The 26,436-nt window shown below is 35.3% G+C and carries 27 protein-coding genes; 10 read left to right on the top strand and 17 right to left on the bottom strand.

Going from position 1 to position 26,436, the window contains the following annotated elements; translation table 11 throughout:
• The first annotated feature begins 180 nt into the window (after nucleotides 1–180).
• The 3 genes from ACLTBU_RS06235 (at nucleotide 181) to ACLTBU_RS06245 (ending at nucleotide 3,727) form a co-directional block, all read left to right on the top strand.
• Nucleotides 181–1,425: an MFS transporter gene (locus ACLTBU_RS06235; protein ID WP_412218149.1), complete on the top strand. Its 1,245-nt coding sequence runs from the start codon at nucleotides 181–183 to the stop codon at nucleotides 1,423–1,425.
• A 12-nt stretch (nucleotides 1,426–1,437) separates the two neighbouring features.
• The gene (locus ACLTBU_RS06240) at nucleotides 1,438–2,535 is read left to right on the top strand and encodes an ArsR/SmtB family transcription factor (protein ID WP_412218152.1); all 1,098 of its coding nucleotides are present in this window, start codon (nucleotides 1,438–1,440) and stop codon (nucleotides 2,533–2,535) included.
• A gap of 79 nt (nucleotides 2,536–2,614) precedes the next feature.
• The gene (locus ACLTBU_RS06245) at nucleotides 2,615–3,727 is read left to right on the top strand and encodes a DEAD/DEAH box helicase (protein WP_412218154.1); all 1,113 of its coding nucleotides are present in this window, start codon (nucleotides 2,615–2,617) and stop codon (nucleotides 3,725–3,727) included.
• A gap of 78 nt (nucleotides 3,728–3,805) precedes the next feature.
• Here ACLTBU_RS06245 and ACLTBU_RS06250 read toward each other — a convergent pair whose 3' ends face one another.
• Nucleotides 3,806–4,666 carry a DUF368 domain-containing protein gene (locus ACLTBU_RS06250; RefSeq protein WP_320651049.1) on the bottom strand — a complete coding sequence of 287 codons (861 nt, stop codon included), beginning with the start codon at nucleotides 4,664–4,666 and terminating at the stop codon, nucleotides 3,806–3,808.
• Nucleotides 4,667–4,848: 182 nt separating this feature from the next.
• Between ACLTBU_RS06250 and ACLTBU_RS06255 the strand changes: the two genes are divergently transcribed.
• The 6 genes from ACLTBU_RS06255 (at nucleotide 4,849) to ACLTBU_RS06280 (ending at nucleotide 10,064) form a co-directional block, all read left to right on the top strand.
• The gene (locus ACLTBU_RS06255; protein WP_412218156.1) at nucleotides 4,849–5,952 is read left to right on the top strand and encodes a DUF4118 domain-containing protein; all 1,104 of its coding nucleotides are present in this window, start codon (nucleotides 4,849–4,851) and stop codon (nucleotides 5,950–5,952) included.
• Complete coding sequence (locus ACLTBU_RS06260; protein WP_177668624.1) at nucleotides 5,942–6,649, top strand: response regulator; 708 nt, start codon at nucleotides 5,942–5,944, stop codon at nucleotides 6,647–6,649. The genes ACLTBU_RS06255 and ACLTBU_RS06260 overlap by 11 nt, the downstream gene beginning before the upstream one ends.
• A gap of 107 nt (nucleotides 6,650–6,756) precedes the next feature.
• Nucleotides 6,757–7,029, top strand: coding sequence for an OadG family protein (locus ACLTBU_RS06265; RefSeq protein WP_412218157.1), 273 nt, complete (start codon nucleotides 6,757–6,759; stop codon nucleotides 7,027–7,029).
• A gap of 20 nt (nucleotides 7,030–7,049) precedes the next feature.
• Nucleotides 7,050–7,418: an acetyl-CoA carboxylase biotin carboxyl carrier protein subunit gene (locus ACLTBU_RS06270; RefSeq protein WP_412218158.1), complete on the top strand. Its 369-nt coding sequence runs from the start codon at nucleotides 7,050–7,052 to the stop codon at nucleotides 7,416–7,418.
• A gap of 28 nt (nucleotides 7,419–7,446) precedes the next feature.
• On the top strand, nucleotides 7,447–8,622 hold the full coding sequence (locus tag ACLTBU_RS06275; protein WP_177668629.1) for a sodium ion-translocating decarboxylase subunit beta: 1,176 nt from the start codon (nucleotides 7,447–7,449) through the stop codon (nucleotides 8,620–8,622).
• 14 nt (nucleotides 8,623–8,636) lie between these two features.
• Entirely contained in the window at nucleotides 8,637–10,064 is a 1,428-nt protein-coding gene (locus tag ACLTBU_RS06280; protein WP_412218161.1) for an oxaloacetate decarboxylase subunit alpha, read from the top strand.
• 49 nt (nucleotides 10,065–10,113) lie between these two features.
• Here ACLTBU_RS06280 and ACLTBU_RS06285 read toward each other — a convergent pair whose 3' ends face one another.
• The 6 genes from ACLTBU_RS06285 to ACLTBU_RS06310 are packed head-to-tail and all read right to left on the bottom strand — an operon-like array spanning nucleotide 10,114 to nucleotide 15,111.
• The gene (locus ACLTBU_RS06285) at nucleotides 10,114–10,644 is read right to left on the bottom strand and encodes a HugZ family protein (protein WP_412218162.1); all 531 of its coding nucleotides are present in this window, start codon (nucleotides 10,642–10,644) and stop codon (nucleotides 10,114–10,116) included.
• Between the two features lie 12 nt (nucleotides 10,645–10,656).
• Entirely contained in the window at nucleotides 10,657–11,463 is an 807-nt protein-coding gene (locus ACLTBU_RS06290) for an ABC transporter ATP-binding protein (protein WP_249333122.1), read from the bottom strand.
• Complete coding sequence (locus ACLTBU_RS06295) at nucleotides 11,464–12,444, bottom strand: FecCD family ABC transporter permease (protein WP_177668637.1); 981 nt, start codon at nucleotides 12,442–12,444, stop codon at nucleotides 11,464–11,466.
• 2 nt (nucleotides 12,445–12,446) lie between these two features.
• Nucleotides 12,447–13,379 carry an ABC transporter substrate-binding protein gene (locus ACLTBU_RS06300; RefSeq protein WP_412218165.1) on the bottom strand — a complete coding sequence of 311 codons (933 nt, stop codon included), beginning with the start codon at nucleotides 13,377–13,379 and terminating at the stop codon, nucleotides 12,447–12,449.
• 2 nt (nucleotides 13,380–13,381) lie between these two features.
• A complete protein-coding gene (locus ACLTBU_RS06305) occupies nucleotides 13,382–14,608 on the bottom strand; it encodes a coproporphyrinogen-III oxidase family protein (RefSeq protein WP_249333123.1) in 1,227 nt (408 codons plus the stop codon).
• 2 nt (nucleotides 14,609–14,610) lie between these two features.
• Entirely contained in the window at nucleotides 14,611–15,111 is a 501-nt protein-coding gene (locus ACLTBU_RS06310) for a flavodoxin family protein (protein ID WP_177668643.1), read from the bottom strand.
• A 149-nt stretch (nucleotides 15,112–15,260) separates the two neighbouring features.
• Between ACLTBU_RS06310 and ACLTBU_RS06315 the strand changes: the two genes are divergently transcribed.
• Complete coding sequence (locus ACLTBU_RS06315; protein WP_177668646.1) at nucleotides 15,261–15,899, top strand: helix-turn-helix transcriptional regulator; 639 nt, start codon at nucleotides 15,261–15,263, stop codon at nucleotides 15,897–15,899.
• A 63-nt stretch (nucleotides 15,900–15,962) separates the two neighbouring features.
• Here ACLTBU_RS06315 and ACLTBU_RS06320 read toward each other — a convergent pair whose 3' ends face one another.
• The 10 genes from ACLTBU_RS06320 to ACLTBU_RS06365 form a co-directional block, all read right to left on the bottom strand.
• The gene (locus tag ACLTBU_RS06320) at nucleotides 15,963–17,300 is read right to left on the bottom strand and encodes a dicarboxylate/amino acid:cation symporter (RefSeq protein WP_412218168.1); all 1,338 of its coding nucleotides are present in this window, start codon (nucleotides 17,298–17,300) and stop codon (nucleotides 15,963–15,965) included.
• Nucleotides 17,301–17,784: 484 nt separating this feature from the next.
• Complete coding sequence (locus ACLTBU_RS06325; RefSeq protein ID WP_249333126.1) at nucleotides 17,785–18,537, bottom strand: exodeoxyribonuclease III; 753 nt, start codon at nucleotides 18,535–18,537, stop codon at nucleotides 17,785–17,787.
• A gap of 18 nt (nucleotides 18,538–18,555) precedes the next feature.
• A complete protein-coding gene (locus ACLTBU_RS06330) occupies nucleotides 18,556–19,203 on the bottom strand; it encodes an HAD family hydrolase (protein ID WP_177668650.1) in 648 nt (215 codons plus the stop codon).
• A gap of 121 nt (nucleotides 19,204–19,324) precedes the next feature.
• Nucleotides 19,325–20,491, bottom strand: a complete 1,167-nt coding sequence (locus tag ACLTBU_RS06335; protein ID WP_320651038.1) for an MFS transporter — start codon at nucleotides 20,489–20,491, stop codon at nucleotides 19,325–19,327.
• 76 nt (nucleotides 20,492–20,567) lie between these two features.
• Nucleotides 20,568–21,401, bottom strand: a complete 834-nt coding sequence (locus ACLTBU_RS06340; protein WP_412218170.1) for an ABC transporter substrate-binding protein — start codon at nucleotides 21,399–21,401, stop codon at nucleotides 20,568–20,570.
• Between the two features lie 15 nt (nucleotides 21,402–21,416).
• A complete protein-coding gene (locus tag ACLTBU_RS06345) occupies nucleotides 21,417–22,340 on the bottom strand; it encodes a prenyltransferase (RefSeq protein WP_412218172.1) in 924 nt (307 codons plus the stop codon).
• Nucleotides 22,340–23,167, bottom strand: coding sequence for a carbohydrate ABC transporter permease (locus tag ACLTBU_RS06350; RefSeq protein ID WP_412218175.1), 828 nt, complete (start codon nucleotides 23,165–23,167; stop codon nucleotides 22,340–22,342). The genes ACLTBU_RS06345 and ACLTBU_RS06350 overlap by 1 nt, the downstream gene beginning before the upstream one ends.
• Nucleotides 23,160–24,035 carry a carbohydrate ABC transporter permease gene (locus ACLTBU_RS06355; protein WP_249333138.1) on the bottom strand — a complete coding sequence of 292 codons (876 nt, stop codon included), beginning with the start codon at nucleotides 24,033–24,035 and terminating at the stop codon, nucleotides 23,160–23,162. The genes ACLTBU_RS06350 and ACLTBU_RS06355 overlap by 8 nt, the downstream gene beginning before the upstream one ends.
• Complete coding sequence (locus ACLTBU_RS06360; protein WP_320651037.1) at nucleotides 24,025–25,329, bottom strand: ABC transporter substrate-binding protein; 1,305 nt, start codon at nucleotides 25,327–25,329, stop codon at nucleotides 24,025–24,027. The genes ACLTBU_RS06355 and ACLTBU_RS06360 overlap by 11 nt, the downstream gene beginning before the upstream one ends.
• A complete protein-coding gene (locus ACLTBU_RS06365; protein ID WP_320651036.1) occupies nucleotides 25,326–26,405 on the bottom strand; it encodes an ABC transporter ATP-binding protein in 1,080 nt (359 codons plus the stop codon). The genes ACLTBU_RS06360 and ACLTBU_RS06365 overlap by 4 nt, the downstream gene beginning before the upstream one ends.
• Between the last annotated feature and the right edge of the window lie 31 nt (nucleotides 26,406–26,436).

Raw genomic sequence — 26,436 nt, forward strand, 5'->3', positions numbered from 1 at the left:
ATCTACATATTTTTGGCTAAATTCTTAAACTCACAAAGATTAATACATATCTTCTATCACGTATTTTAATTTTCTTACTTAAATATTTTTATATAATGATTTAAATTTATATTTGACTTTCATATAAATTCAGATTATTATTTTATTATATTTTAGATGACTATCTAAAGTAGGATTTATATGAATATCTATAGTTCTTACAAAGATCTAAAAACAGAAAAAGAATATTGGAAACTCTTTGTTGCTAATACCATTAGCAGACTAGGTGATTCTATCGATGCTATTGCTTATAGCTGGATGGCGTATGAAATTACAAATTCTGCTTCTTGGCTCGCTATCATTATGGGCGTAAATGCTATCCCAACTATTCTCTTTCAACCTTTAGTCGGTGCTTTGGTTGAACGTATCAACCAGAAAAAACTTATGGTCCTGACTGATCTTGGACGTGGTCTTATTGTCTTTTTAACAGCACTCTTCCTTATAACGGGTGATCTTACAGCTTGGATTCTTCTCATTTTTACATTCCTTAATTCTACACTTGAAGCTTTCAGAATGCCTGCTGGTATGGCAGTCTACCCTAAAATTATTTCTAAAGAAAAATATACTCTTGCAACCTCTCTTAATCAATCTATTTCCCAAATCGCTCAAATTATAGGTATGGCTGCTGCTGGATTTATTATAGGCCTCATGGGTACTGGTGGTGCTATTATGATTGATGCTACTACCTTTATCATTTCCGGTATCATCCTAAGTTTTCTTAACCTTAAGCAATCAACCTCATCTGAAAAAATGGAACTGAGTTTCAAAAACTATGTGATAGATCTCAAAGAAGGCCTTCATTATTTCAAAAGTCATAAACTTGTTTTAGTCATCTGCCTATTAGGAAGCTTAATGAATGTGATTGTATTTCCTATAGGTTCTTTCCAAGCTGTCTATATTAATGATATTTTAGGGCTTGCAGCCATTGCACTTTCTGTTTCTAGCATTGCCTTTTCCTTAGGTATGGCACTAACTTCTTATCTTTATCCTAAAATGAGTAAACATATTCCCCGCTACAAGCTTTTTCTGGACTCTTGGGGAGTCCTTATGGTTCTTCTTGTAGCTCTATCTTTAAATGGACCTCATTTTATACCTACTGTCATCTGGATTATGCTCTTCTTAACATTCTTCCTTAGTGGCTGTTCACTTGCTCTTCTTAATATTGCAGCTAATGTATCTTTCATGGAACACGTAGAAGAAAATTATCTAGCTCGTATAGGTGGTTTATTTAATAGTATGGTTATGCTTGCTACGCCTATTGCCTCTTTCTTCTTCGCTCTTCTAGCAAAGTTTTTAAATATAAGCCAAATCTTCCTCTTAACAGGTATCAGTGGTATGATACTCTTAATTGTAATGTGCTTTAACCAAACATTAAAAAAACTATAAGAGGTGACTTAATTGAATTACATCCTTACTGAAAATACCACGCCTTTACTAGAAGCTTTTCTTCTTTTAGGCAATATTATCAATGACAATAACCCTAAAGACCAACAAGAAAATTTACTTAAATGCCCTACTCCAGCAGCAACGCAAGTTGCCATGAAACTTGATACCCCTATTAAAGTTTATAATTCTGTAAAAGAACACATAAGCTCAAACTTAGATCGCTTAAACTTCTTTTTTAAAACGTGGGAAGACCCTCATACTTCTCTGGCTTCTCTACTTTTTGCCTCTACCTTAGATACTTCTTTTAATGACCAACTTGCAAACTTTAAAACTTTTTCTTCTGAAGAACGTTTTGAGTTTTTAAAAGGCTGTGTGTTAAGTGTTGGGCTAGATGAAAATATTATTGATAAGAATAACCCCGAATATGACATGGTTAAAACTGAAAAAGATCTTTTTAACTGTATTGAAAAAGTCAAAGATCTTTCTTATGAACATAAATATCATTTACTTCTACTTTATTATCATTTTGAGGATTTACTTCAAGAATTACATACCATCCTTCTTGATACACTATCCATTATGGAACCTTTCTTTAGAGAAATGCAGGTAACTGTTACAGATTTTGTAGAAGATTTTAAAAGAAATTTAACTGAGGATGGTCTTTATTTCTTTGAAAAAGAGTTTGGTATAACGCTTAAATCGGATAAACTTAAAATTTATCCTACTTTTAATGGTTTTAATAATCTTACTCTAGAAAATTTCCTTGGTACAGGTTCATATGACCATATGTTTCTAGGTATTTATTTATTTGAAATAATACGTCTTAGAAATGATATCTTTATGGATGAGAAGAATCTAGCGCCTTTTTTAAAAGCCATATCGGATCCTAGTAAACTTGAAATTTTAAAACTTCTAAAATATGAAAAACTCTATGCCAGCCAGTTAGCCGAAAAGCTTCAAATTAGCAACGCAACTATTTCTCATCATGTATCTACTCTCCTTAATCTAAATCTTCTTACGTTTGAGAAAGAGCAAACTAAAATTTACTTTTCTTTAAATAAAGAAAAAGTACAGATTTACTTAACTTTGCTTCAAAGAGTTTTTGAGTAGACCTTGTTTTTTCTAGTACATCCTCGCTATTATGTGTATAATAAGATTTAGTAAAATTAATGACATTAGGAGTATTACTATGGAAAATACATTTTCAACTCTTGGCTTAGACCCAGCCCTTATAGAAGGCCTAGCTAAACAAAATATCACAGAGCCTATGCCTATTCAATCGCTTGTTATCCCTACTGCACTCGAAGGTAAAGATCTTATTGCCCAGGCCCACACAGGAAGCGGTAAAACTTTAGCTTTCTTACTACCACTCTTTACAAAGGTGGATACAAAGCAGCGTCAAACACAAGCACTTATTTTAGCACCTACCCACGAGCTTGTTGTTCAAATTCAAGAGCAAATTCGTCTTCTTGCTGAAAATAGTAGTAAAGCTGTAACAAGCCTTACTATTATGGGGGGCATGAATATTGAAAAGCAGATTGAAAAACTCAAGAAAAATAAACCTCATATTATTGTAGGCTCAACAGGTCGTATCCTAGACCTTATGAAAAAGAAAAAGATTACTGCTCATACCATTAAAACGATTGTTTTAGATGAAGCAGATAACCTTCTAGATAAAAATCAAAGTCATCCTATTAAAGATATTTTAAAAACCGTTATGCGTGATACGCAGATTATGCTATTTTCTGCAACGATTAATGACTTTACACTTAAAACAGCTGAAAGCTTACTGAAAGAACCCGTAAGACTCAATGCTTGCGAAGAAACTATTTTAAATCCAAACATTACACATCTTTATACAGTAGTAGAGTTTCGTAAAAAACTAGAGACCCTTCGTAAAATGCTTACAACTCAGAATCCAACAAAGTCTCTTGTTTTCCTTAATAATAACCATGAAGTGGAAGTTGCCGTAAATAAACTTGCTTTCCATGATAAAAAGGTTGGTGGCCTTTACGGAAGTCAAACGAAAGAACAACGTAAACAAACACTTGACCAATTTAGAAGTGGTAAGTTAAATGTCCTTGTTTCTTCTGATCTTTCTGCACGTGGTCTAGATATTCCAAATATTAGTCACGTCTTTAGCATGGACCTTCCTCCAAGTGCTCATGACTATTTACATCGTGCTGGTCGTAGTGCACGTGGTCATAATAAAGGAACTTCCATTGCTATCTTAACCCCAAAAGATTTAGCAACAGTTAAAGAGTATGAGAAAAAACTAGGTATTCAAATGACTGAACTTTAACTAATCAAGCCTTTTCTATTACACACAAAAGCCTTAGCAAGCTAGAGACCTCTCTAGCCTTGCTAAGGCTTCTTTAATTTATTCTGATAGCATAGTAGCAACCTTTAACCCAACCATCAGACAAGTACATCCTATGACTAAACTTAGTATGGATACCTGCTCTATCTGGGCTACAATTAAAATAGCTACTGGAGAACTTATAACCAGGCCTAAAATGGCCCAGTAGACAAGTGTTTTGGCCTTTTGGAAAAGAAATTCTATAAGCTTGGCTATTAGAAATATACCTAAGCCTACTCCTATAGCAAAGGGAATAAGCATAATAGCTGATTGTATGCATTCTACAAAGTTAAATGTAACTAAATGCTTAATCACCTGATTAATCGTTTCAATAATAGGTAAATAATACCCCATAATGGTTAAGACCATAGATCCACTCACTCCAGGAATCACCATAGTTGCTGATGCTATGATACCTACTACAAACATTTTGATAGAACCTATAAGGCTAAGTTCTAAATCTACCTGTATGTTTTGATCCCCATTTACTAAACTTAGACCTACTACAAGGACAAACATCAAGACAAAAGCTATAATATATTTTATATTGATTTTCTTATTCTTTACATTTTTATAGAGCATAGGCACTGAACCTAAAATTAAACCTATAAAAAATAGATTAGTTGGTAAAGGATAATTAAGAAAAAGCCATTCTATAATAAAAGATAAACCTATAATGCCTGCTACTGCCCCTATCCCATATGGAATTAAAGTACGTATGCTTTCTTTAGGTTTCTTAAACAAGTGTGTTACAGCTGAAATAATCTTATCATATATGCCCATAGATACTGCGAGTGTCCCACCGCTTACACCTGGAATAATATTAGCAATTCCTATTATAATACCTTTAAACAATTCTTTTATGAAGTTTAAATTCCCCATCTTACCATCCTTTAGCATTTTATATTTTTGTTTTTATTTTTATTTCTAGTACTACATCTATCATTTTCTTTTCCTTAATACAATATGCCTTAGTATTTCTTAACGACTTCTTAGCAACTTGACTATTGGTCTTTTTTTACTCCTATTGTATAATAAAACATTATAATTTTAGAGGTGTCCTCATGCTAAAAGATATGACTTTAAAAGATATGACTTTAAAAGATTTTCTTAAAGATTGTTGCATTACTGTTACTCTCCTTATCATCGCCACTTTTTTTGCTTTCTCTTTTCATATAGCTACTAAAAACTCTCCTAACATTGGAATTATTTATATGCTTGCTATTGTTTTAATTGCAAGGCTAACTTCTGGCTACTGGTTTGGTGTTATAGCTTCTTTAGTAGGTGTTGTCTGCGTCAATTTTCTCTTTACCTACCCTTATCTAGAGCTAAACTTTATACTTACTGGCTATCCTGTTACTTTTCTAGGTATGCTTTCTATCTCTCTACTTACCAGTACAACGACAACACATCTTAAACATCAAGCACGTATTATTACGGAACGAGAGAAACTTCTTCTTGAAGCAGAGAAAGAAAAGATGAGAGCCAATCTACTTAGGGCTATTTCCCATGATCTCCGTACACCTTTAACCAGTATTATCGGCTCTAGCAGTACCTACCTTGAAAATCATGAAGCTTTATCTAAGACCCAACAAATAGACCTAGTCCAACATATTTATGAAGATTCTAACTGGCTTTTGAATATGGTAGAAAATCTTCTTTCTGTTACGCGTATACATAATGATTCTGCCTCTGTTACAACTTCTTTAGAACCCATTGAAGAAGTCGTTTCAGAAGCTGTATTTCGTCTAAAAAAAAGGTTGCCTAATGCTCATATTAAAGTCAGTGTACCTGATGAATTTCTTATGATTCCTATGGATGCTATCTTGATTGAACAAGTTATTATTAATCTTCTTGAGAATGCCATTATTCATTCTCATAGTATTAAACCTATTGAATGCTCTGTAGATTATGATGATCATTTTGTGTCTTTTCATATTATTGACCATGGAATTGGCATTCCCGAAAATAAACTATCTAGTCTATTTGATGGCAATTCCTATATGGACACAACGGGTTCTGATATACATAAAGGCATGGGCATCGGCTTATCTATTTGCAAAACCATTATTATAGCCCATGAAGGTATGATCTTCGCATCAAATCATAAAGATGGTGCAAGTTTTACTTTTAAATTACCTAGGGGGAATGAAACCAATGACTTATAAACTTTCTGTATTAGTAATTGAAGATGAAAAAAACATTTGTAATTTTATTGAAACCACCTTACAAACTCAAAACTATAAAGTTTTTAAAAGCTATTCTGCATCAGAAGGCCTCTCCCTCATAACTTCTCAATGCCCTGACCTCATTTTACTAGACCTAGGTCTACCTGATTTAGATGGTATAGAAGTGATTCGTCAAATTCGTACTTGGTCTAATACTCCTATTATTGTTATTTCTGCTCGTAATGTAGAGAAGGAAAAGGTTAAGGCACTGGATTTAGGTGCAGATGATTATATTACGAAGCCTTTTGGAACAGCAGAACTTCTCGCACGCCTACGTACAGCTCTCCGTCATAGTCAAACTACACATCTTTCTTCTAGTACCATTCATACTTTTCGTAACAACGAACTTAAGATGGATTTTAATAGACGTCTTATTATGATTAAAGACGAAGAAATTCATCTTACTCAAGTAGAATATAAAATCGTTTCTCTCCTTGCCAAAAATGCTGGTAAAGTTATGACTTATGATGCTATTATTACAAACATCTGGGGCCCTTATGCCGATACCAATAATCGTATTTTACGTGTGAATATGGCTAATATTCGCCGTAAAATGGAAACGAATCCTGCTGAGCCTAAATATATTTTCACTGAAATAGGTATAGGCTATCGTATGATTGAAGAAGATCCTTGTTAAGATTATGCTAAGAAACCTCCTTTTGAATTGATAAGTACATTTAAGTGGTCTATTATTGTATTGAATTTTCCAACTTTTTACTTATTAAATTTAAGGAGGTTATTTTAATGGAGCCATCCAATGTATTTGTCTGTCTTATGGGTCTTGGGACTGTATTTGTTGGCTTAACCTGCATTATTATTTTGTGCCAAGTTATGAGCTTTCTGTGCATGAGAAGCGAAGCTCATAAGCCTGTTATATCTTCTGAAACACCAGCGCCAAAATCCACTTCTCCCATTCCTAATAGAGGTGAACTTGTAGCTGCTGTATCGAGCGCCATTGCTGAGGATTTAGGTGAAGATGTTTCTGCTATACGTATTATTTCCATAACAAAGCTATAGTTAAGAAAGGTGAGTGCAATATGAAAAAGTATAAAGTTAATGTAAATGGAACCGATTATGAAATTGTTTTAGAAGTCATCAATGAAACAGAATGTCACACTCCTGTAATGCTTACCCCAAATTCTATTCCATCCCCTACTCCTACTTCTACTCCTACTTCTACTCCTACTTCTCGTTCTTACCCTATTAAAAGTCCTATGCCTGGTAATATTTTATCCCTACATATTACACCAGGCAAACCTGTAAAAAAAGGTGAAGTCCTTATGATTTTAGAAGCTATGAAAATGGAAAATGAAATTCTTTCTCCTTGTGATGGCCAAGTAACGACTATTCATGTTACCCAAGGAACTACTGTTGAATCCGGTAGCCTCCTTTGTGTAATAGAATAAAGAAGACTATGCGGGAGGTACATAATCTATGGACGCTGTTATAAATTTTCTAAATCAGACAGGCTTTTCCTTAATTCTTGATCATCCTCAAACTTTAATTATGCTAGGTATTGCCTGCTTTCTTGCCTACTTAGCTATTGTAAAAGGCTTTGAACCCCTTCTTCTTCTGCCTATCGCCTTTGGTATGTTACTAACCAACTTGCCTGGAGCTGAAATGTTCCACGAGGCACTTTTTGAAGGTGGCAAAGTTCATTGGGATTTATTTGGAGGACAAGGTGATATTATGCCTGGTCTATTAGACTTTCTCTACCTAGGTGTTAAACTAGGTATTTATCCTTGCCTCATCTTCCTAGGCATTGGTGCTATGACTGACTTTGGTCCACTACTTGCCAATCCTAAAAGTTTGCTTCTTGGTGCAGCTGCTCAATTAGGCATCTTCCTCACTTTTGTTGGCGCTAGATATTTAGGCTTTACTCCTGCTGAAGCAGGTTCTATTGGTATTATCGGTGGTGCTGATGGCCCTACTGCGATCTATACAACGACCCGCCTTGCACCCCATCTTCTTGGCCCTATTGCTGTTGCCGCCTACTCTTATATGGCTTTAGTCCCTGTTATTCAACCACCTATTATGAAGCTGCTTACTACCAAAGAAGAACGTAAAATTCAAATGCATGAACTACGCCGTGTTTCTAAACGCGAGAAAATCGTGTTTCCTTTTGTTGTCACCATCTTCGTCGCCTTGCTTGTTCCATCTGCTACACCTTTAGTAGGCACACTCATGCTTGGTAACCTATTCCGTGAATGTGGCGTAGTAGATCGGTTAAGCCAAACGGCTCAAAATGGTCTGATTAATACCGTTACTATTTTCTTAGGTATTTGTGTTGGTGCAACAGCTACAGCTGATACATTTTTAAGTCTATCTACTATTAAGATTTTAATTATGGGTGTTGCAGCCTTTGCACTTGGTACAGCTGGCGGTGTACTCTTAGCCAAATTTATGAATCTCTTTCTTAAAGATAAAATTAATCCACTTATTGGTTCAGCAGGTGTTTCTGCTGTTCCTATGGCGGCAAGGGTCTCTCAAGTCGTAGGACAAAAAGAAAACCCTGGCAATTTCCTACTTATGCATGCTATGGGTCCAAATGTAGCTGGTGTTATCGGTTCTGCTATTGCAGCAGGTGTACTGCTTGCCTTATTTGGTTAATGGAGGGATAAAACATGAAGAAACAAATCTATATAACAGATACAATTTTAAGAGATGCCCATCAATCTCAAGCCGCTACCCGTATGAAACTTGAAGAGATGCTCCCTGCCTGTAAACTACTTGATGAAATGGGCTACTGGTCACTTGAATGCTGGGGGGGTGCTACTTTTGATGCCTGTATGCGCTTTTTAAATGAGGATCCTTGGGAAAGACTACGTACATTAAAAGCTCATTTACCTCATACTAAACTTCAAATGCTTTTAAGAGGACAAAATATATTAGGTTATAAACATTATGCCGATGATGTTGTAGATGCTTTTTGCCGAAAATCTATAGAAAATGGTATTGATGTGGTACGTATTTTTGATGCACTTAATGACATTCGTAATATGGAACGTGCTATGAGAGCAGTTAAAGAATATGGTGGCATCTGCGAAGCCGCTATCAGCTATACTACGAGCCCTTTCCATAATGAAGACTATTTTGTAAAATTAGCTACAACCCTTGAAGAAAAAGGTGCTGATGTGATTTGTATTAAAGATATGGCAAATCTCCTCCTTCCTTTTGATGCCTATAATCTCGTAAAGCGTCTTAAAGAAAATATTTCTGTGCCTATTCATCTTCATACACATAATACAACTGGAACAGGTGACATGACCTACCTCCTCGCTATTCAAGCTGGCGTAGATATTGTAGACTGTGCCCTCTCCCCTCTTGCAAACGGTACTTCTCAACCTACTACAGAATCCTTAGTAGCTACCTTGCAGCATACAGACTATGATACAGGACTTGACCTTTCTAAACTTAGTCAGGCTGCCACTCACTTTAGAGGTGTTGCAAACCGCCTTAAAACAGAAGGTTTCCTAGATTCTAAAGTCCTCTCGGTAGATACTAATACACTCCTTTATCAGGTCCCTGGTGGTATGCTCTCTAACCTTATCTCTCAACTTAAACAAGCAAAAGCTGAAGATAAGTATTATGAAGTCCTTGCAGAAATTCCTCGTGTACGTGAAGACTTCGGTTATCCTCCTCTTGTCACCCCAACAAGCCAAATTGTAGGCTCACAGGCTGTCCTTAACGTCTTATCTGGTGAGCGTTATAAGGTATTTACAAAAGAATCTAAAGGATTGCTCAGAGGAGAGTACGGAAAAGTTCCAGCCCCAGTTAATGAAGTTGTTAGAAAAAAAGCAATAGGCGATGAAGAGGTTATAACCTGTAGACCAGCAGACCTTCTTCCCCCTGAACTTGAAAAGTATAAATTAGAAGCTGGCCTCCTTGCTCATAATGAAGAAGATGTGTTAAGTTATGCGCTCTTTCCTCAAGTAGCTAAATCCTTTTTTGAAAAACGTGAGAGTCCTGCCCCTTTCCTGCATTCAGCGCAAACTCCTCCAACTCATGAGCCTCAAATACGTACGCTCTACGTACAAGATTTATTTCAGTAAAAGATAAGGCTATTGCAGTATTCAAATCTGCAATAGCCTTATCTTTTATTTATTGTTTTGACATACCGTGTAGATGTCCCATACCTTGTAGGCGACTCATGCCATGTGAATGAGGCATACCTTGTCCATGCCCAGCACCTGTTACTTGCTCTTGTATCCACTCACCATCTTTAAGCTGAATATTATAAGCTTTACCAAAGCCTTTTACAAGTCTCCCATGATGAAGCTCTAACTCAAACATATCAAAATCCAATGTTTTAAGTACTTGTAGCATTTCTTTTCCTTGAACACCTTCAAAGGCTTCCCAAATACTATCTGTTACTTCTTCCATTTTTGTTGCCGTTGCATTAAAAGATACTCTACATCTTGCAAATACTGTTTTTGAAGCTGCTTCATCTTCAATAAGCATAATAGCAATTTTAGGGTTTCTTGAAATATTATAGTAATGCTCTGCTGCTTTACTAATATAGATGTAAATTTTATCTCCTACTTTCGCAAAAGGTGCATAACTGATAAAAGGTTCTCCCATCTCAGTTAATGAACTAATCATAAGAGACTTTTGTTTAAATAATTGTTCCATAAGTCATTCTCCTTAATTTGCTTGTTGCAATATACAGTGTCCTCTACATGTTTTGATAGGGTGAATACGAGGTTTTGAAGTAAGAGGATTAATATCAATATCGCATTGAATATTATAAATTTCTCTTAGTAACTGCTCATTAATGAGCTCACAAGGTGACCCATCCCCTTTAATTTCACCCTTTTTCATAATTACTAGCCTATCGCTATACTCACTAGCTTGGTTCAAATCATGTAAAACCATAATAATTGTCATATTAAATTTTTCATTAATGCTTCTAATAAGCTCCATCAGTTCAAGCTGATGTGAAATATCTAAGTAAGTAGTTGGTTCATCTAAGAGTAAGACTTCTGGCTTTTGAGCAAGAGCCATAGCTAGCCATACTCTTTGTCTTTCTCCTCCGGATAAACCACTTACTAACCTATCCTTATAATCCTTAAGCCCTGTGTGTGTAAGGGCCCAGTCAATAATCGTTTCATCTTCTTTATTTTTTGTTTCAAACCATTTTTTATGCGGCAATCTACCGTAGTAAACAAGTTCCTTAACCGTAATCCCAGCTGGTGCCTCATTATGCTGAGAAAGCATAGCTATTTTACGTGATAAGTTTTTAGTTCCAATAGAATGAATAGGATTATTTTCTATAAGTATGCTTCCTTTCATAGGCTTTAATACTCTAGAAAGGGTTTTAAGAAGCGTTGATTTACCACAACCATTTGGTCCTAATATAGAAACGACTTCACCTTTATGAATATTAAGACTTAAATCCTTAATAACAATTTTTTCATCATAACCAATTTGTATGTGCTCTGCACGAATCATTTAGTACGCTCCTTTCTTTCTAAGTAAATAAAGGAAGAATGGTCCTCCTACAATGGCCATAATAACACCTACTGGAATTTCGATAGAACCTCCTATAGTACGTCCTAACGTATCAGCTATAAGGAGCACTGTACTCCCTAACGCCATACTAAATGGCAAAGTATATTTATGATCATTCCCCATTAACATACGTGCAATATGTGGAACAATAAGGCCTACAAAACTTACAATACCTACAACTGCAGTCGCCGTAGCTGCTAAAAATACTGCAACTGCTGAAATAATTATTCTTGCCCTATGAATATTAAGACCTAAGTTGACAGCTGCCTCATCACCAAGCTGAAGGATATTTGCACTTCTAATAAGGAAAAATGAAGCAATAAGACCTACGATAGAGTAACCTACTAAAGTTTCTACATCGCCCCATGTCTTAGTCGCAAGACTACCATTTAGCCATAACATAGCACTTTGAATACGGTCACTATACATGGTAGAGAAGAAGGAAATAATCCCACCTAAAATTGTATTAACAGCTACCCCTGCAAGTACAATACGGTTAGGCTGAAGTCCTTTCTTCCATGCCATCGCATAAACAAGTATACAGGCAATACTTCCGCCTACGAAAGCAACAATAGGTAAAATACCTGTATGTGCTGGAGAAACAAGTAAGATAATAATAGCACCTACACTTGCACCACTAGATACCCCGGTAATCCCTGGATCAGCCAGTGGATTTTTCATAACAGCCTGTAAAAAAAGCCCTGCTACTGCCAAATTTGCTCCTACTAACACAGCTAATAAGTTACGTGGCAAACGCATCTTAAGTACAATAGTACGTACCATCTGGTTATCCCCTTGAAGAAGTTCATGTATAATCTCGCCAAAACCTAAGTTAACACTCCCAACAGTGGAAAAGAGGATGATTAGTGTAATAAGTAAAATATTGGCTGATATAATCCAAAATAGTTTTTTGTTTTTCATTATTATTCACCATATAAAATGTCACCTAATACTTCAATAGCATCTACAACATGAATATTAGCAGATACCCCAAATATTGTTGGGTCTAGGTCAATGACTCTTCCTTCTTTAACTGCATCTAATGTTGCAAAAGCTGGATTCTTATCAAAAGCTTGGTCAAAAGACTTCTTCGTTTCTTCTAGATTACCATGAGCAAAACGTAAAATATAATCTGGATTACTTGCTACAATCTGTTCCATACTAAAAGGTATATAATCTGATTCTACATTTAAGTCATCTGTAATATTGTTAGCACCTGCAGTATCTACTAAATCACCTAAATAAGAGTTATCTGTAGCTAACATAAAGTTTTCACCACCACCAAATAATACGGCTACTGTTGGGGCTTCCCCTTTTATTTTACTTTTGACAACTTCTTCTACACCTTCTAGCTCGCTAATAAGTGCTTTAGCCTCTTCTTCCTTGCCAATAACCTGACCAAGTTCTTCTATACTTCCTAAGAAGTTTGTATAAGTACTTGTGTTAAAATAGAATGCTTCCATACCAAACTCATTCATACTTTTTTCCACATTTTCTTTAAACATGCTGTCTATAACAACTAAATCTGGATCAAGCGAGGCAATAATTTCAAAGTCTGGACTCATAGCCTGACCAATTTGTGTAACCCCATCATAACGTGTTGGTAAAGTATATTTTGTATTTGGTACACCTACTAAATCTGTTTCAAGCTTATCAAGTACTTGTGTCGCTGCTACTGTAGCTGAAACAATATTCATATCCGTTACAGCTTCATCTTGCTTAGTCTCTTCTTGTTTTGTTTCTTCTTGTTTTGCTACTTCTTGTTTGATTTCTGGCTGAACCTCACTTGATGTGCTACATCCTGTAAAGGCCACAGCACTTATGCCAAGTGTTGCTGCTATATATCTTAACTTCATTTTTATTCTCCTTCTTGTACTCTCATATCATAAAGTAATCTTGAAATATTATTGCCCCAGAAAATGCCCTTAGAAGTAAAGTGATAACTACTTCCTTCTTTTTCTATATAACCTTTTTCAAGCATTTCTAGAAGTGTTTTCTCATACTGAGCTAGGTCAATGTAAACACTTATATCCTCTGGTAAATAACCTTTTTGAAGCGTACCTTTAAAAATAGCTAAATCTCTATAGGCTGGGCTAAAGAGCATACCATTTCTTGCGCCAAAGGTCTTAATACTTTCCTCATATTGATCTAAATTAATGGGATTCATAAGCATAAGGCCACCTACGCTACCTCCTGCGCCTGCACCTAATGGCAGTGTGTCCATACCTTCATGGCGATTCATAACATATTTATACTGGTCACGTGTTACCATCTTTGTAAGTTCTAAGAATCTATAACCTGCTTTTTTCATCTTCTCACTTATGATATCAAAAAATAATGTATCTTGATTAATGCCTTGAGCATCTTCTATAGTGGTAGCTTTCATATCAATAAGTGAATACATAGAGAAACCATCTAACTCCAATGCTATGATTTTATCTAAATCCTCTTCTAAATCCTCTTTAGTCTGACCTGGGTAATTATAAATCAAATCCATGCTTAAAGTTTTAAAGCCCATATCTTTCATTTGCTTTAACTTCTCATAAGCCGTTTCACCACTGCCTATACGTCCCATAAGCTTTCTACCTTCATCATTGAAAGTCTGTACACCTACCGAAAAACGTGTAACCCCTTCTTCTTTAAACATTTGAAGTTTCTCATGTGTTAACTCTGTTACTGTTGTCTCAATAGTAATTTCTACATCTGCACTTAAGTTAAAGTATTCTCTTAATGCACGTAATACTTCTCTTAAAGCCCCTGTATTTAGAGTAGTAGGTGTTCCACCCCCAAAATAAATAGCATCAAAAGTTAAGTTTTTAATATAGTCTAAGTCTTTATAAGCTTTCATCTCTTCTATAAGAAGTGTATGGTAATTCTCTCTTGGTGATTGAAGACTTCTTCTCATGTTGCAGAAACTACAAATCTTACTGCAGAAAGGAACATGTATGTAAATAGTTGCTTTTTTGCTTACAGCTTCATCAGGCAAGGTTACATTTAGAAACTCTGATACTTTTCTTGGGCCTCTTGTATAACGCGCCGCTTCTGCCATAGCACTATGATGCGTCTTGAGTCTTTCTTTAAACATGCTTAAATCCTTTCTCTAAACATAATAGCCGCTGAAAGCATATCTGCTTCGTTAGGGTGCTGTTTAGCAATTTCATACCTTTTTAGTTTTTCTGGTGTAATGGCATGAGGATTACCCGGTTCAAATTTTTTGAACACTTCTATTAGCCTTTCATCCACAGCTCCTTGGCAAATATATTTTCCGAGAATAGTATTTTTCTCTTTAACTAAATCTTCTCCTCTTAATAGGCTATCCCATCCATGTTGGGAGTCTGGATATGCACCTAGTGTTGCAAAAATTCCTACACGTTTTCCTTCAATCCCTTTCATAAACTCTGCTGCTTCGTCATTTGGGCCACCTTTATCTACCCAATAACCTACTAAAAGAGTATCATATGCATTTAAGTCTTCTACTTCACTAATAGCCTTAAGATCTACATTTTCTAGTTGGATATTTTTATAAATACCTTCTGCTAATCTTTTTGTATTCCCTGTTTTACTTGAGTACGTGATTAATAATTTCATGATGACCTCCCAATTTATCTTATTTATTCTAAATGTTTAAATTTAAATTTTGATATTCATTTTCATTTACTAGATTAGTTTATCATGCTATACTCACTCTATGTTTCATTATATTTCGTTGTTTTTTTAAAAGTTTTAGGAGGTTAATCATGGAAATTCTACTCAATCATTCACCTATTTGTTCCTTACTTTACCTAGGTAACACTCAAGGTGCACTGAAACTTTTTGAAGAGCGTTTTGATACGCTTAAAGAAAATAATTGTTTTTCCCAATGTAAACTTTTTGTTATATCACTCAACTTTTGTATCTATAACTATATTTTAATCAAAGAAAATAATTCCTTACATCAGTGCTGCCTGGCTAATAATGTACATATTTCTAATGCACTTGATTTAGCTTCGCTCAAAAAAGCTGGTCTAGAAACTATTAGTAAATATGCAGGTTGCCAAGACTACTTATTTGAAAAGTTTTCACATCCTGAGATTAAGAAAGCTATTCAGTATATACACGCTCATATGGAAGAACCACTCACCTTAGAGTCTGTCTGTGAAGCTATTAACTTAAATAAATGTTACTTCTGCACTTTATTTAAAACCCATACCAGTAAAACCTTTACTCAGTATCTTAATGAAGCCCGTATTCATGCAGCCAAAAAACTTATGTCAGAAACCCAGCTCACCCTTCATGAAATCGCTTTTCGCTGTGGCTTTAATAGTTATTCTTACTTCTGTACTACCTTTAAGAAAGTTATAGGTCTATCCCCTTCAGAATTTCTTGTGGCTTCTTAGCGCAAACAAAGAAGTACCCCTATGCATCTACAGAATGCATAGGGGTACTTCTTTATTTTATCTTTATTTATAATATGTTTCCTCGTCAAAGGCACCTTCTGATTTTGCTACCACCACTGCAGTTGCTGCATCTCCTACTACATTGAGTGAAGTTACAAGCATTTCTACTGGTCTATTAATTGCTAAAATTAAAGAGTATGCTAGTACAGCTGCATCATTTTGATACCCCATACCTGTTAATACTGTAAATAGGATAATAGCACCTGCACCTGGAGCAGCTGGTGTTCCTATGGATGCAATAAGGGCTAAAAGACCGATCGTTATAATTTTTCCTATTGTTACTTCATATCCTGCGCTTGATGCAATAAAAATAGCTGCAATAACCTGCATGATTGCTGTACCATTCATATTAATTGTCATACCAAGTGGTAAGATAAAAGATGCTACCTCTTCATTAACCCCTAATTCATTTACTGTTGTCTGTGTATTAAGAGGAAGTGTTGACGCTGATGAAGAAGTTGAAAAGCCAAATAAAGCTACTTTAGCAATTTTCTTCACAAATGGTATTGGATTTAAACGTGTTGCAATTAAAATAAATATTGCATACCCCACTATTAAGAAGATAAGTAATGCTACTGTTACAATCCCTACATAAGCAAGGGCTGGTTTTAAATGCTCTATACCATATATTGCAAACGTTCTTGTAATAAGTACAAAGATTGCAACCGGACCAAATTTAGTAATGACAAAACCTAAGAATACTGTAATCATCTTATTAAGTTCTATTAAAATCTTTTTAATGATGACAATTTCATCTTCAAGTTTATGAATAATAAGCCCTGTCACTACTGCTAGGAATACAATCGCTAATACTTTTCCATTTTGTGTAAAAGCACCTGCAATATTGTTTGGCACTGCTTCTAAGATTACAAGAAGTGGATTTCTTCCTTCACTTCCTGCTGCTGCAGTAATATTACTAATACTTACCTGGAAAATACCAGCTTTATGTGCTACGAAACCGAGTACACCTGCAAATCCTAGTGCAAAGATTGATGTTGCAAGGAATCCCATAATCGTTTTATACGAAATACGACCTAATTTTTTAGTATCTGTAATATGACACATAGCAAGTGCAATAGAAGTAAAGACCATTGGAATAATTACAAGCTGAAGGGCATTTACAAAAAGCTGTCCTAATATATAAAAGATTCCTAACCCTTGGCTACTTCCATTAATATCTTGGAATAAAATTAAATTAATTGTCTGCCATACATTTTCTTTACCTGCTCCTAATAAATACTCTCTTAAAAAGATGAAAAGCATTCCAGCAAGTAATCCTCCACCTAGGGCAATCCCCATCTTCATGGCCAGTTTATTTGCATGATTTTTCGTTTTTGTCATGATGTTCTCCTAAGATGTTTATTTTTCTAGGACACCAAAAAAAGTCCTAATATCCCTTTAAGATATTAAGACTCATACACCGTTCAATGTATAACCTTCTTAGCCTCTCTGGACTATCTTAAAGGTATCCTATTCATTATGTATGAGTATATAGTAACCGGTTTCTTATGTCAATAAAGTCCCAAAATGTCGTACTATTATTAATTCATTTTATCTACTATTTCTTCCCACAAATTGGGCACTCTTCTACCTCCTTTTTAATTAAGCTACCACAATCCTTACATTTCACTTTTCCTTCTAAGTCAGACTGAATTAATAGATGCTCCTATAAATCCAATCCACCCTGCTATGTACAATACTTTCATAATCTCACTCTCCCCTTTTAGTTTTATAACTTGCGAAACTTTGGTTTTATGTATCATTACTAGAATATAAAAAAGACTTACTTTTATTATTTCTTAGCAAGTCTTTTCTTTTGTGTCATCTATTCAAGCTCTATACCAACTGGGCAATGATCTGAGCCCATTATTTCATGATAAATAGTTGCATTTTGAATGCGTTCTATAAGTCTTTTAGAAATTAAGAAGTAGTCAATACGCCACCCTGCATTCTTCTCACGTGCTTTAAAACGATAAGACCACCAAGTATAAGCGCCTTCCTGCTCTGGATTAAAGAAACGGTAAGTATCTACAAATCCACTTTCAAGAAGCTCTGTAAATTTGGCACGTTCCTCATCTGAGAAACCTGCTGAACCTCGGTTTGTCTTAGGATTTTTAAGGTCAATCTCTTGATGGGCTACATTAAGGTCACCACACACAACAACAGGTTTCATTTGGTCAAGATCCACAAGATATGCTCTAAAAGCATCTTCCCATGCCATTCTAAATTCTAACCTTGCAAGCTCTGACTGAGCATTTGGTGTATAAACCGTTACAAAATAAAACTCTGGGTATTCTAGTGTAATCACCCTACCTTCATGATCAAACTCCTCTATTCCCATACCAAGTTTTATACTAAGAGGCTCCTCTTTTGTAAAGATAGCTGTCCCTGAGTAACCTTTTTTCTCAGCATAGTTAAAGTATTGATAATAGCCAGGAAGGTCTAATTCTATCTGTCCTTCTTGTAATTTACTTTCTTGAATGCAGAAAATATCTGCATCTACTTCATTAAAGAACTCTAAAAAGTTCTTTTTTACAATGGCACGTAGCCCATTAACATTCCATGATACACATTTCATCTTCTGTTCTCCTTCTTGTTAATCTCCTAGTAAATAAGTTGCCAGTTGCTCTACTGTATCTGCTATACAACACGCTCCTGCTTCTTCTAATTCATTATCTTCACTATAACCATAGCTTACGCCAATAGCCTGTAGACCATGCTTTTTAGCGCCTAATATATCGAATTTTCTATCTCCCACCATTATAATGTGGTCTTTTTGAGTTAAGTTATACTTTGCTAAAATATAACCTATAACCTCATCTTTCTCTACACGTGTGCCATCTAACTGTGAACCTACTATTTCAGTAAAATATTTATCTATATTAAAATGTGCTGCAATTTGGCTTGCAAATACAGTAGGTTTTGAAGTAGCAATAAAAAGCTTCATGTCTCTACTATGAAGCTCTTCTAATAATGCTACTATACCAGGATAAACTTCATTTTCATAGAGTCCTATAGGTTTAAAATATTCTCTATAATCTTCTACTGCCTGCAGCGCCTGTTCTTCACTAAAGTTATAAAACTCCATAAAAGAATACTTAAGAGAAGGGCCAATAAACTTTTCTAGCTCATCCCTGCTTTCCACTTCTATGCCATGTTTTTTAAGAGCATACTGTACAGCTTTTGTAATACCTTCTTTAGGATCTGTCAACGTTCCATCTAAATCAAATAATATGTATTTCATCTTAACCTCCCTTTCTAATCTACTCACTTTTAGTACTTAGCTTAATCATATCACAACTTTATAAATCTTTTCAAAAAAATACCTTAAAGTCTCTTCTTTAAAACAGACTTTAAGGTGCTTTTTAGTTATTTTCTTTTTTCGTTTTAAATATTAAATAGGCCACAAGACAGGCTCCTACTACGGATACCCCTACTAAAATAGTAGCTGACATCTGCCATCCCATACTTTCTGCTGTCCCCAGTATGACCGGACTACAAGCAAATACACCAATATAATAAACCAGATTAACGAGGGCAAGTGTATAGCCTATACAAGCTGGTCTCTTAGCTACTGCTGGTGCTATGCAGAACATCGCTGTTAAAGTAACACCACCAAATAAGGCTGTGAGTATTGTATGTAAAACAAAAGTTGTAGGACCTAATAAAGTTGTCATCATGCATGTTAGGGCAAGTGCAATAAATCCAAGTAAGGCCACTAACATAGGCTTACCTGTCTTATCTACAATAAAGCCACACAGAATACAGAAAGGAATCCCAAACAGACCATTTAAGCTAGCATAGAAATTTGCCTCATTAGGCGCTAGGCCATAAAGTCCTGTAAAAAGCTGAGGATAGCTTGTTACAAAAGTAAAGAGTACAAAAGCAATACACCCCATAGCACCTGCTACAATCCATGTATGCTTATTTTTACTAGCTTCTTTCAATAAGCCTTTCTCTTGCCTTTCACTTTGCATATCTTCTGGCATTTTGATAAAAACCAAAACGAGTACAAAACAAAGTGCAGCAAGTCCTCCTACTATGAACCATAAGCTTTTTAAACCAAAAGTATTTGTAATTGGTAAGCAGGCATTCATTGTGATAAAAGAGCCCACTGCTGCAAAAGTATTAAAGATTCCAATTGCTGAACCTGCCTTTTCACCAAACCATGTATTAATCATAACAAGTGCTACAAGAATAATCATGGCAAAGGCTATACCTTCTATCATACGACTTAATAAAAGTACATGATATACCTTTGTCATGCCTCCAAGCATATTTCCTACACATAAACTAGCCATCAGACAAAGTAAAAGTTTTTTAGGCCCTAATTTATTCATAATACTTGCTCCTGGAATAGCAAATACGATTCCACCTACTGTAAAAATAGACATAAGCCAAGAAGCTTCTGAAAGTGAGATATTCATTTGTTCACTAAGTAGACCCATAATAGGTGGTACCTTTAATTGACTAAGTGCTACCGTAACCCCCGATAAAAATAAAACTAAAAACATAAACCATTTGCTTTTCAAATTAAGTCTCCTCCGGTTGTAAAAATATAAAGTTTGATTAACTTTATAAGTCTACTACAAGGCAGCCTTAAAATCCTTAACATAGGCTTTGTTTAATCAGCTCTTTTCCATCATATAGCCTTGTAATTTCATTCTCTCTATACATCCATTCCATACAGAGGTTAAAGTCTTCTAACCGAATGGGTGCTTGATTTTCAAATTCGAAATTTGCCATTCGCTCTGCAAAAGCAAGGGGATAACCTAATTCTTCATGGCATACTTTGACTTTTTCTTTGCTTTCTAATGCATTAAAAAGCTGCCCGGCTTCTTCAAGCGCATTATGGAAAGCCTGTACACTCTCTCTATGCTTCTCATAGAAAGTTTGACCAAAGGCCCACATAACAAGATTTTTATCACTATTTCTCGTACTCCATATAATATGATGTCCTTTTTCTGTAAGGTCTGTTACAAAAGGTTCTATAGCTACAAGAGCATCTATTTCTCCCTTTTCTAATGCCTGCATACGCTCATAAGAGTTATTCATCCATACAATCTTCGCATCTGGCACTATATCTTTTAAATCATTTTCAAGATATAGCCTAAAGAGCCCTTTACGGTTAACTCCTACTTTAATGCCTTTATAAGGAGGTGTAAGTCCCTTTCTACCTACAAGATGAATAGTACGTGTTAGATTAGAGGTGAGTACAGCTTTTTTCCCTTGTTCTAATATATAGAAGAAGAAAGTTAAATCCCCCATCATTACATCTGATTTACCTTCTATAAAAGGTTTATTCCCATCAAAGGTAAAATCTTCTGCTAAATCTAGATAAACTTTTAACCCACGTTTTTCAAATAATCCTCTTCGATCTGCTAATAAGGCTGGGATAATAAGAGGGTTTTTCTTTGTATGATGTAAATGAATTGGCTCCATATAAACTCCTTTCTCTTACTGCATGATAAGTCCAAGTAAAAATTCTACACTTAAAATCGCATGAAAACTATAAATAAGCAAAAGTGGTCTTGGCCCCCACTCCTTGCCCATAGCAGGATATACTTCCTTTATCTTATAGTAGTCTTTATACCAGCGTCTATATCCAAATTCACCAAATATAATAAGACCACTTATAAACATCCACCAAGTAATGCCTCCTATAAGAAATAATGCACCCCAGCATAATACCATAAAAATGGCCTCTGGAATAATAATCTTAATGGAGTTTCTAAACCCAATAACATGAGGAAGTGTTACTCTTGCACCTTTATCTTTTTCATAATCTGAAGTATTGTTTGTAGACATTAAAAAGACCGTCATCATCATAGGAATACAAGCATAAAGTACAATCTCTGGTGTTAAATTCCCTACTTGTATAGCGGTAGACAGAAAGCTACTTAATCCGCCTACAAAAAGCCCCGATATAGCTTCTCCTATAGGATACACAATATAAGGTTTAGGCCCTAATGAATAAGTCACTGCTGCTAATGCACCTAATAGACCCATTCCTAATATAAACAGACTCTTTGTAAGAAGCACTACCATAAGCCCACTTATTCCTCCCAAGGCTAGAAAGCCTACCAGTACAATAAGAGCATCCTTAAGTGTAGCATCTCCTCTTACAAGTCCTTCACTCCCTTTATGGCCTGTCATTGTAGATTCATTTTCTTCCTTTTTCAGATAGCCTCTTATTTCATTCGCTACATTCGCTACAATATTAAAACTAAATCCACTTAAAAAGAACCATACAAGTGTCCAAAATTTTAAGCTTCCACTTAGATAAGCTCCATATAATCCCCCACTTAATATAGGAAGACCTGTAGCAAAGCCTGTCCTAATTTCCATGACTGTGTACGCACGTTTTAAAAATTCTTTCATTATCGTATACTCCCTGCTGTAATACCTTGGTAAATATATTTTTGCAGCATAAAGAATAGAATTAACATAGGTATCATACTGATTAAAATAGCTGCACTTATAACATGCCAATCTGTTTGGTTAGGGCCTACAAATCTATAGATAGTCGTTGAAACTGTATTCATCTTCTCCCCCGGCATATAAAGATATGGAATATAAAAATCATTATAAATCGCAATCATTTTAAGTAAGGCTACTGTAGCCGTAGCAGGTTTGAGAAGTGGAAAAATAACCCTACTATAAATCTTATAGTAAGATGCTCCCTCTAAAATCGCTGCCTTATCCATTTCCTTAGGAATTTTATCTAATGCCTGCAGATAGATATAGACCATAAGCACATCTGCTCCTATGTAAATAACGATAGGTGCCAATAGTGTATTATAAAGTCCTAGCTTATGCATGAGCTTAAACGTGCCCACCTGTGAAATTTCCAAAGGCACAATAGAGACTAATAGATAAGCAAATAAAATAGTCTTTTTAAACTTAAAGTCAAAACGGTTAATGATATAGGCTACCATAGAACCAATGATAATACTTCCACCAACTCCAAAGAGCAGTAAAATAAAAGTGTTTGTAAATCCCATAAGCATTTTGCCTTCATTAAAAGCTCTTATATAATTATCAAAGTTCAAGAAGTTCTCAGGTGGTACCATTCCAGCTGTATTTACAAACTCATCATACGTTTTAAAGCTACCAAAGAATAAAGTTATAAGCGGGAAAAATATAATAAAGCTCCACAGCAATAAGCTTCCATATTTTAATAGACTTATCAAGACTTTTTTAATCATCTTCTACCCCCTTATAGATTTTATTTTGAATAGCTGTAATGGCTAAAATAACAAGACTAACTATAACAGCCATACTCGCCGCAAGACCAAACATCTTCTTCTCAAAAGCTGTCTTCATAGTTTGAAGTAAGAAAGTCATAGTCCCATTAGAGCCATTTGTTAAAATGAGTGGTAATTCAAAAGTAGATAGAGCGCCTATTGTTAATAATATGAAATTTATTTTAAGTACGATTTGAATACCTGGTAAAATAACAAGACGCACTTTCTGCCACCAACTAGCTCCTTCTATCTCTGCTAACTTGTAATGTTCAAGTGGGACACACTGAACAGCCCCAAAATATAAAATAAAACTTTTACCTGTATGACGCCATATAGAAATAAAACCTAGGGTATAATTTACAACTCTAGGATCTCCTAACCAATAGCGTGTATGCTCAGTAAGTCCTATCAGTTCTAAGAGACTGTCAAAACTTCCTCCCGGGCTAAAAAATAGTCTAAAGAGCATCGCTACAGCCATCCCACTTATGAGGCAAGGAAATACAAAAGTTGCCTTAAAGAAATTTTTACCCTTTACTTTAGTAGAGAGTAAAATAGCAAAAAAGAGAGCAATCACAATCTGTATAAACCCTGCTATAAAATAAATTAAGCTATTAAAAAATACTTTTAAATAAACTGGATCTGTTAGAATTTTAATATAGTTAGAAAAACCTACATAAGTTTTAACTGGTGACAGACCATTCCATGAGGTAAAACTATATTCTATGAGTGCAAAAATAGGATAAATGCCAAAAGTAAAAAGTAATAATAAAGGACAAAAAAGAAAGCAGCCAATCAGCTGTCTTTCTTTTTTAGTTTTATTACTTAGCATATTCACTTGCAGCCTTTTCCCAACGTGCTTCAAGGCTATTTACATAGTTTTCATAGCTTTCATATTGATCAGGGTAAAGTCCCATATTAATGACTTGTTGAAGTACCTCTGTAAGTCTTGCTACACCTACTTCATTGGCAATGCTCGTGTAAACTGTCTCTACTTCAGCCGTTACTGGTGGGGCTGTTAAAACAATATTATTATTTTCAAAGATAGCTCTTTCTTCAGGATCTAAGTCAGCAAGTGCTGGTGACATACCACCTAAATCATCAGCATATTCACTTTCAGCTGAGATAAAGAAATCAAGGAAAGCTCTAGCAGTTGCTTTATTTGTACTGTTTACATTGATTCCTACTACTTCAGGTGACCCAAATGCAATACTTGTTTTGCCATTTACCTTAACTGGCATAGGTGCAATCTCAATATCACTTGTATCTGAAAGTTCCTCTATCGCTTTTTCATCTTGAGACCCTTTCATCATCATAGCAATTTTACCATCTGCTATCATCTGTTTACCTTGAGCAAAGTCAATAGTAACTGGGTCTGGCTCAGTAAACCCATTTGTTGTAAGGGCATAGAAAAGATCCATGACTTGTCTTATAGGCTGTCCTGGCATAAAAGCTGTACCACTTTGAAGCATAGCCTCTTTATAATTTTCTCCTCCGAAAGATGAGAGCATGCCCCCCCATGTTCCAAGTCCTGAATTATAGTTGGTAAAGAAAGGAATAGCATCTGTATTGTCTTTAATCTGCTGACAAGCTGCTAAAAGCTCTTCTATTGAAGTTGGAAAAGTTTTAATCCCTGCTGCTTCAAATACATCCTCATTATAAATAATCCCTAATGAGTTAATAGCTGCTGGTAGTCCATATGCTATGCCATTATAATCAGCTTCCGTTACATCAATATAAGCTTTGCCTAACTCTTCTACTGTACCTAATGGCTCAAAATAGTTTGGATACATTTCAGGCTCGCCTGACATGCTGAAAGGTACAAAAAGAACATCACCATAATCTGTTGTATTCATTCTTGTTGTAATATAGTTATTATAATCTGAAGAAGATTCCCAAATAATATCTGTTACAGATGGGTAGAGAGCTTTAAACTCTTCTTCTATATCTGCAAAAAGTTCCTCTGCATCTGTACGAGAAGTTACAACTGTGATTGTTCCTCCTATGTCACTTGTATTCCCATTAGTTGTTCCACCATTTGGAGTAGTGCCTTGACCTCCATTTCCATTTGCACAACCTGTAAAAATCATTGGAATAAGGGGTAATACCGCCATCCATTTTCTCATGTTCCATTCCTCCTAATATTTTCTTTAGTTTCTTGGTCAAAATAATGTGCTTTCTCTAGGTCTAGTCTTATCTTGACAGTATCACCTTTTTTGTAAGCTACATCTCCATACGCTTTAGCAGTAAAACTGCAATTTTTATATTGTAAATAAAGAAGTGATTCACCGCCCAAATAATCGACTTTCTGAAGAACTGCTTCTAAATGCACCTCTCCTTCTGTTACTATTTGAATATGTTCACTTCTTAGACCTAACAAATAGTTTCTATCTTCCTCTAGGACTTGCTTTTTTGTAATAATTTCAATCTCTTCTTCTAAAAGTATGCCTCGCTTTGTTCCTTTACATGTAAATAAACTAATAGAAGGCCTACCAATAAACTGCGCTACAAACAAATTCTTAGGTTCTTGATAAATTTCACTTGGAGAGCCTACCTGTTGAATCTCTCCCTGGTTTAAAATTACAATGCGGTCAGCCATGGTCATCGCCTCTATTTGGTCATGAGTCACATAAAGCATCGTTGCATGAAGAGCCTCATGCAATTTTTTAATTTCCTGGGACATATTATCTCGTAATTTAGCATCTAAATTTGAAAGTGGCTCATCCATTAAGAAAAGCTTAGGTTTTCTCACCATGGCTCTTGCAAGGGCTACACGCTGTCTTTGTCCTCCAGAAAGTTTTTTAGGCTTGACCTTTAGATAGGATTCTAACTCTAAAAGTTTTGCTGCCCATGTTACTTTCTCTTCTATAACTTTCTTAGATTCTTTTCTTATTTTCATACCAAAGGCAATATTGTCATAGACAGTTAAGTGAGGGAGTAAAGCATAGTTTTGAAAAACCATAGCTACATCTCTATCTTTAGGATGTTTATCTTGAATAGACTGACCATCTATTAAAATATCACCACTTGTTAAGGTTTCAAATCCACAGATTAGCTCAAGCAAAGTAGACTTTCCACTACCGCTTGGCCCTACTACTACAATGAGTTCACCATCTTCAACTTGAAGATTAAAGTCTTTGAGAGCATAAGACTTATTGGTTTCATATCTCTTAGAAACTTTATTAAACGTCACATTTCCCATGTGCTTCACCACCTTTATGTATAAGTGCCTA

The organism is Zhenhengia sp. (genome assembly GCF_046966505.1).
Lineage (GTDB): Bacteria > Bacillota > Clostridia > Lachnospirales > Cellulosilyticaceae > Zhenhengia > Zhenhengia yiwuensis.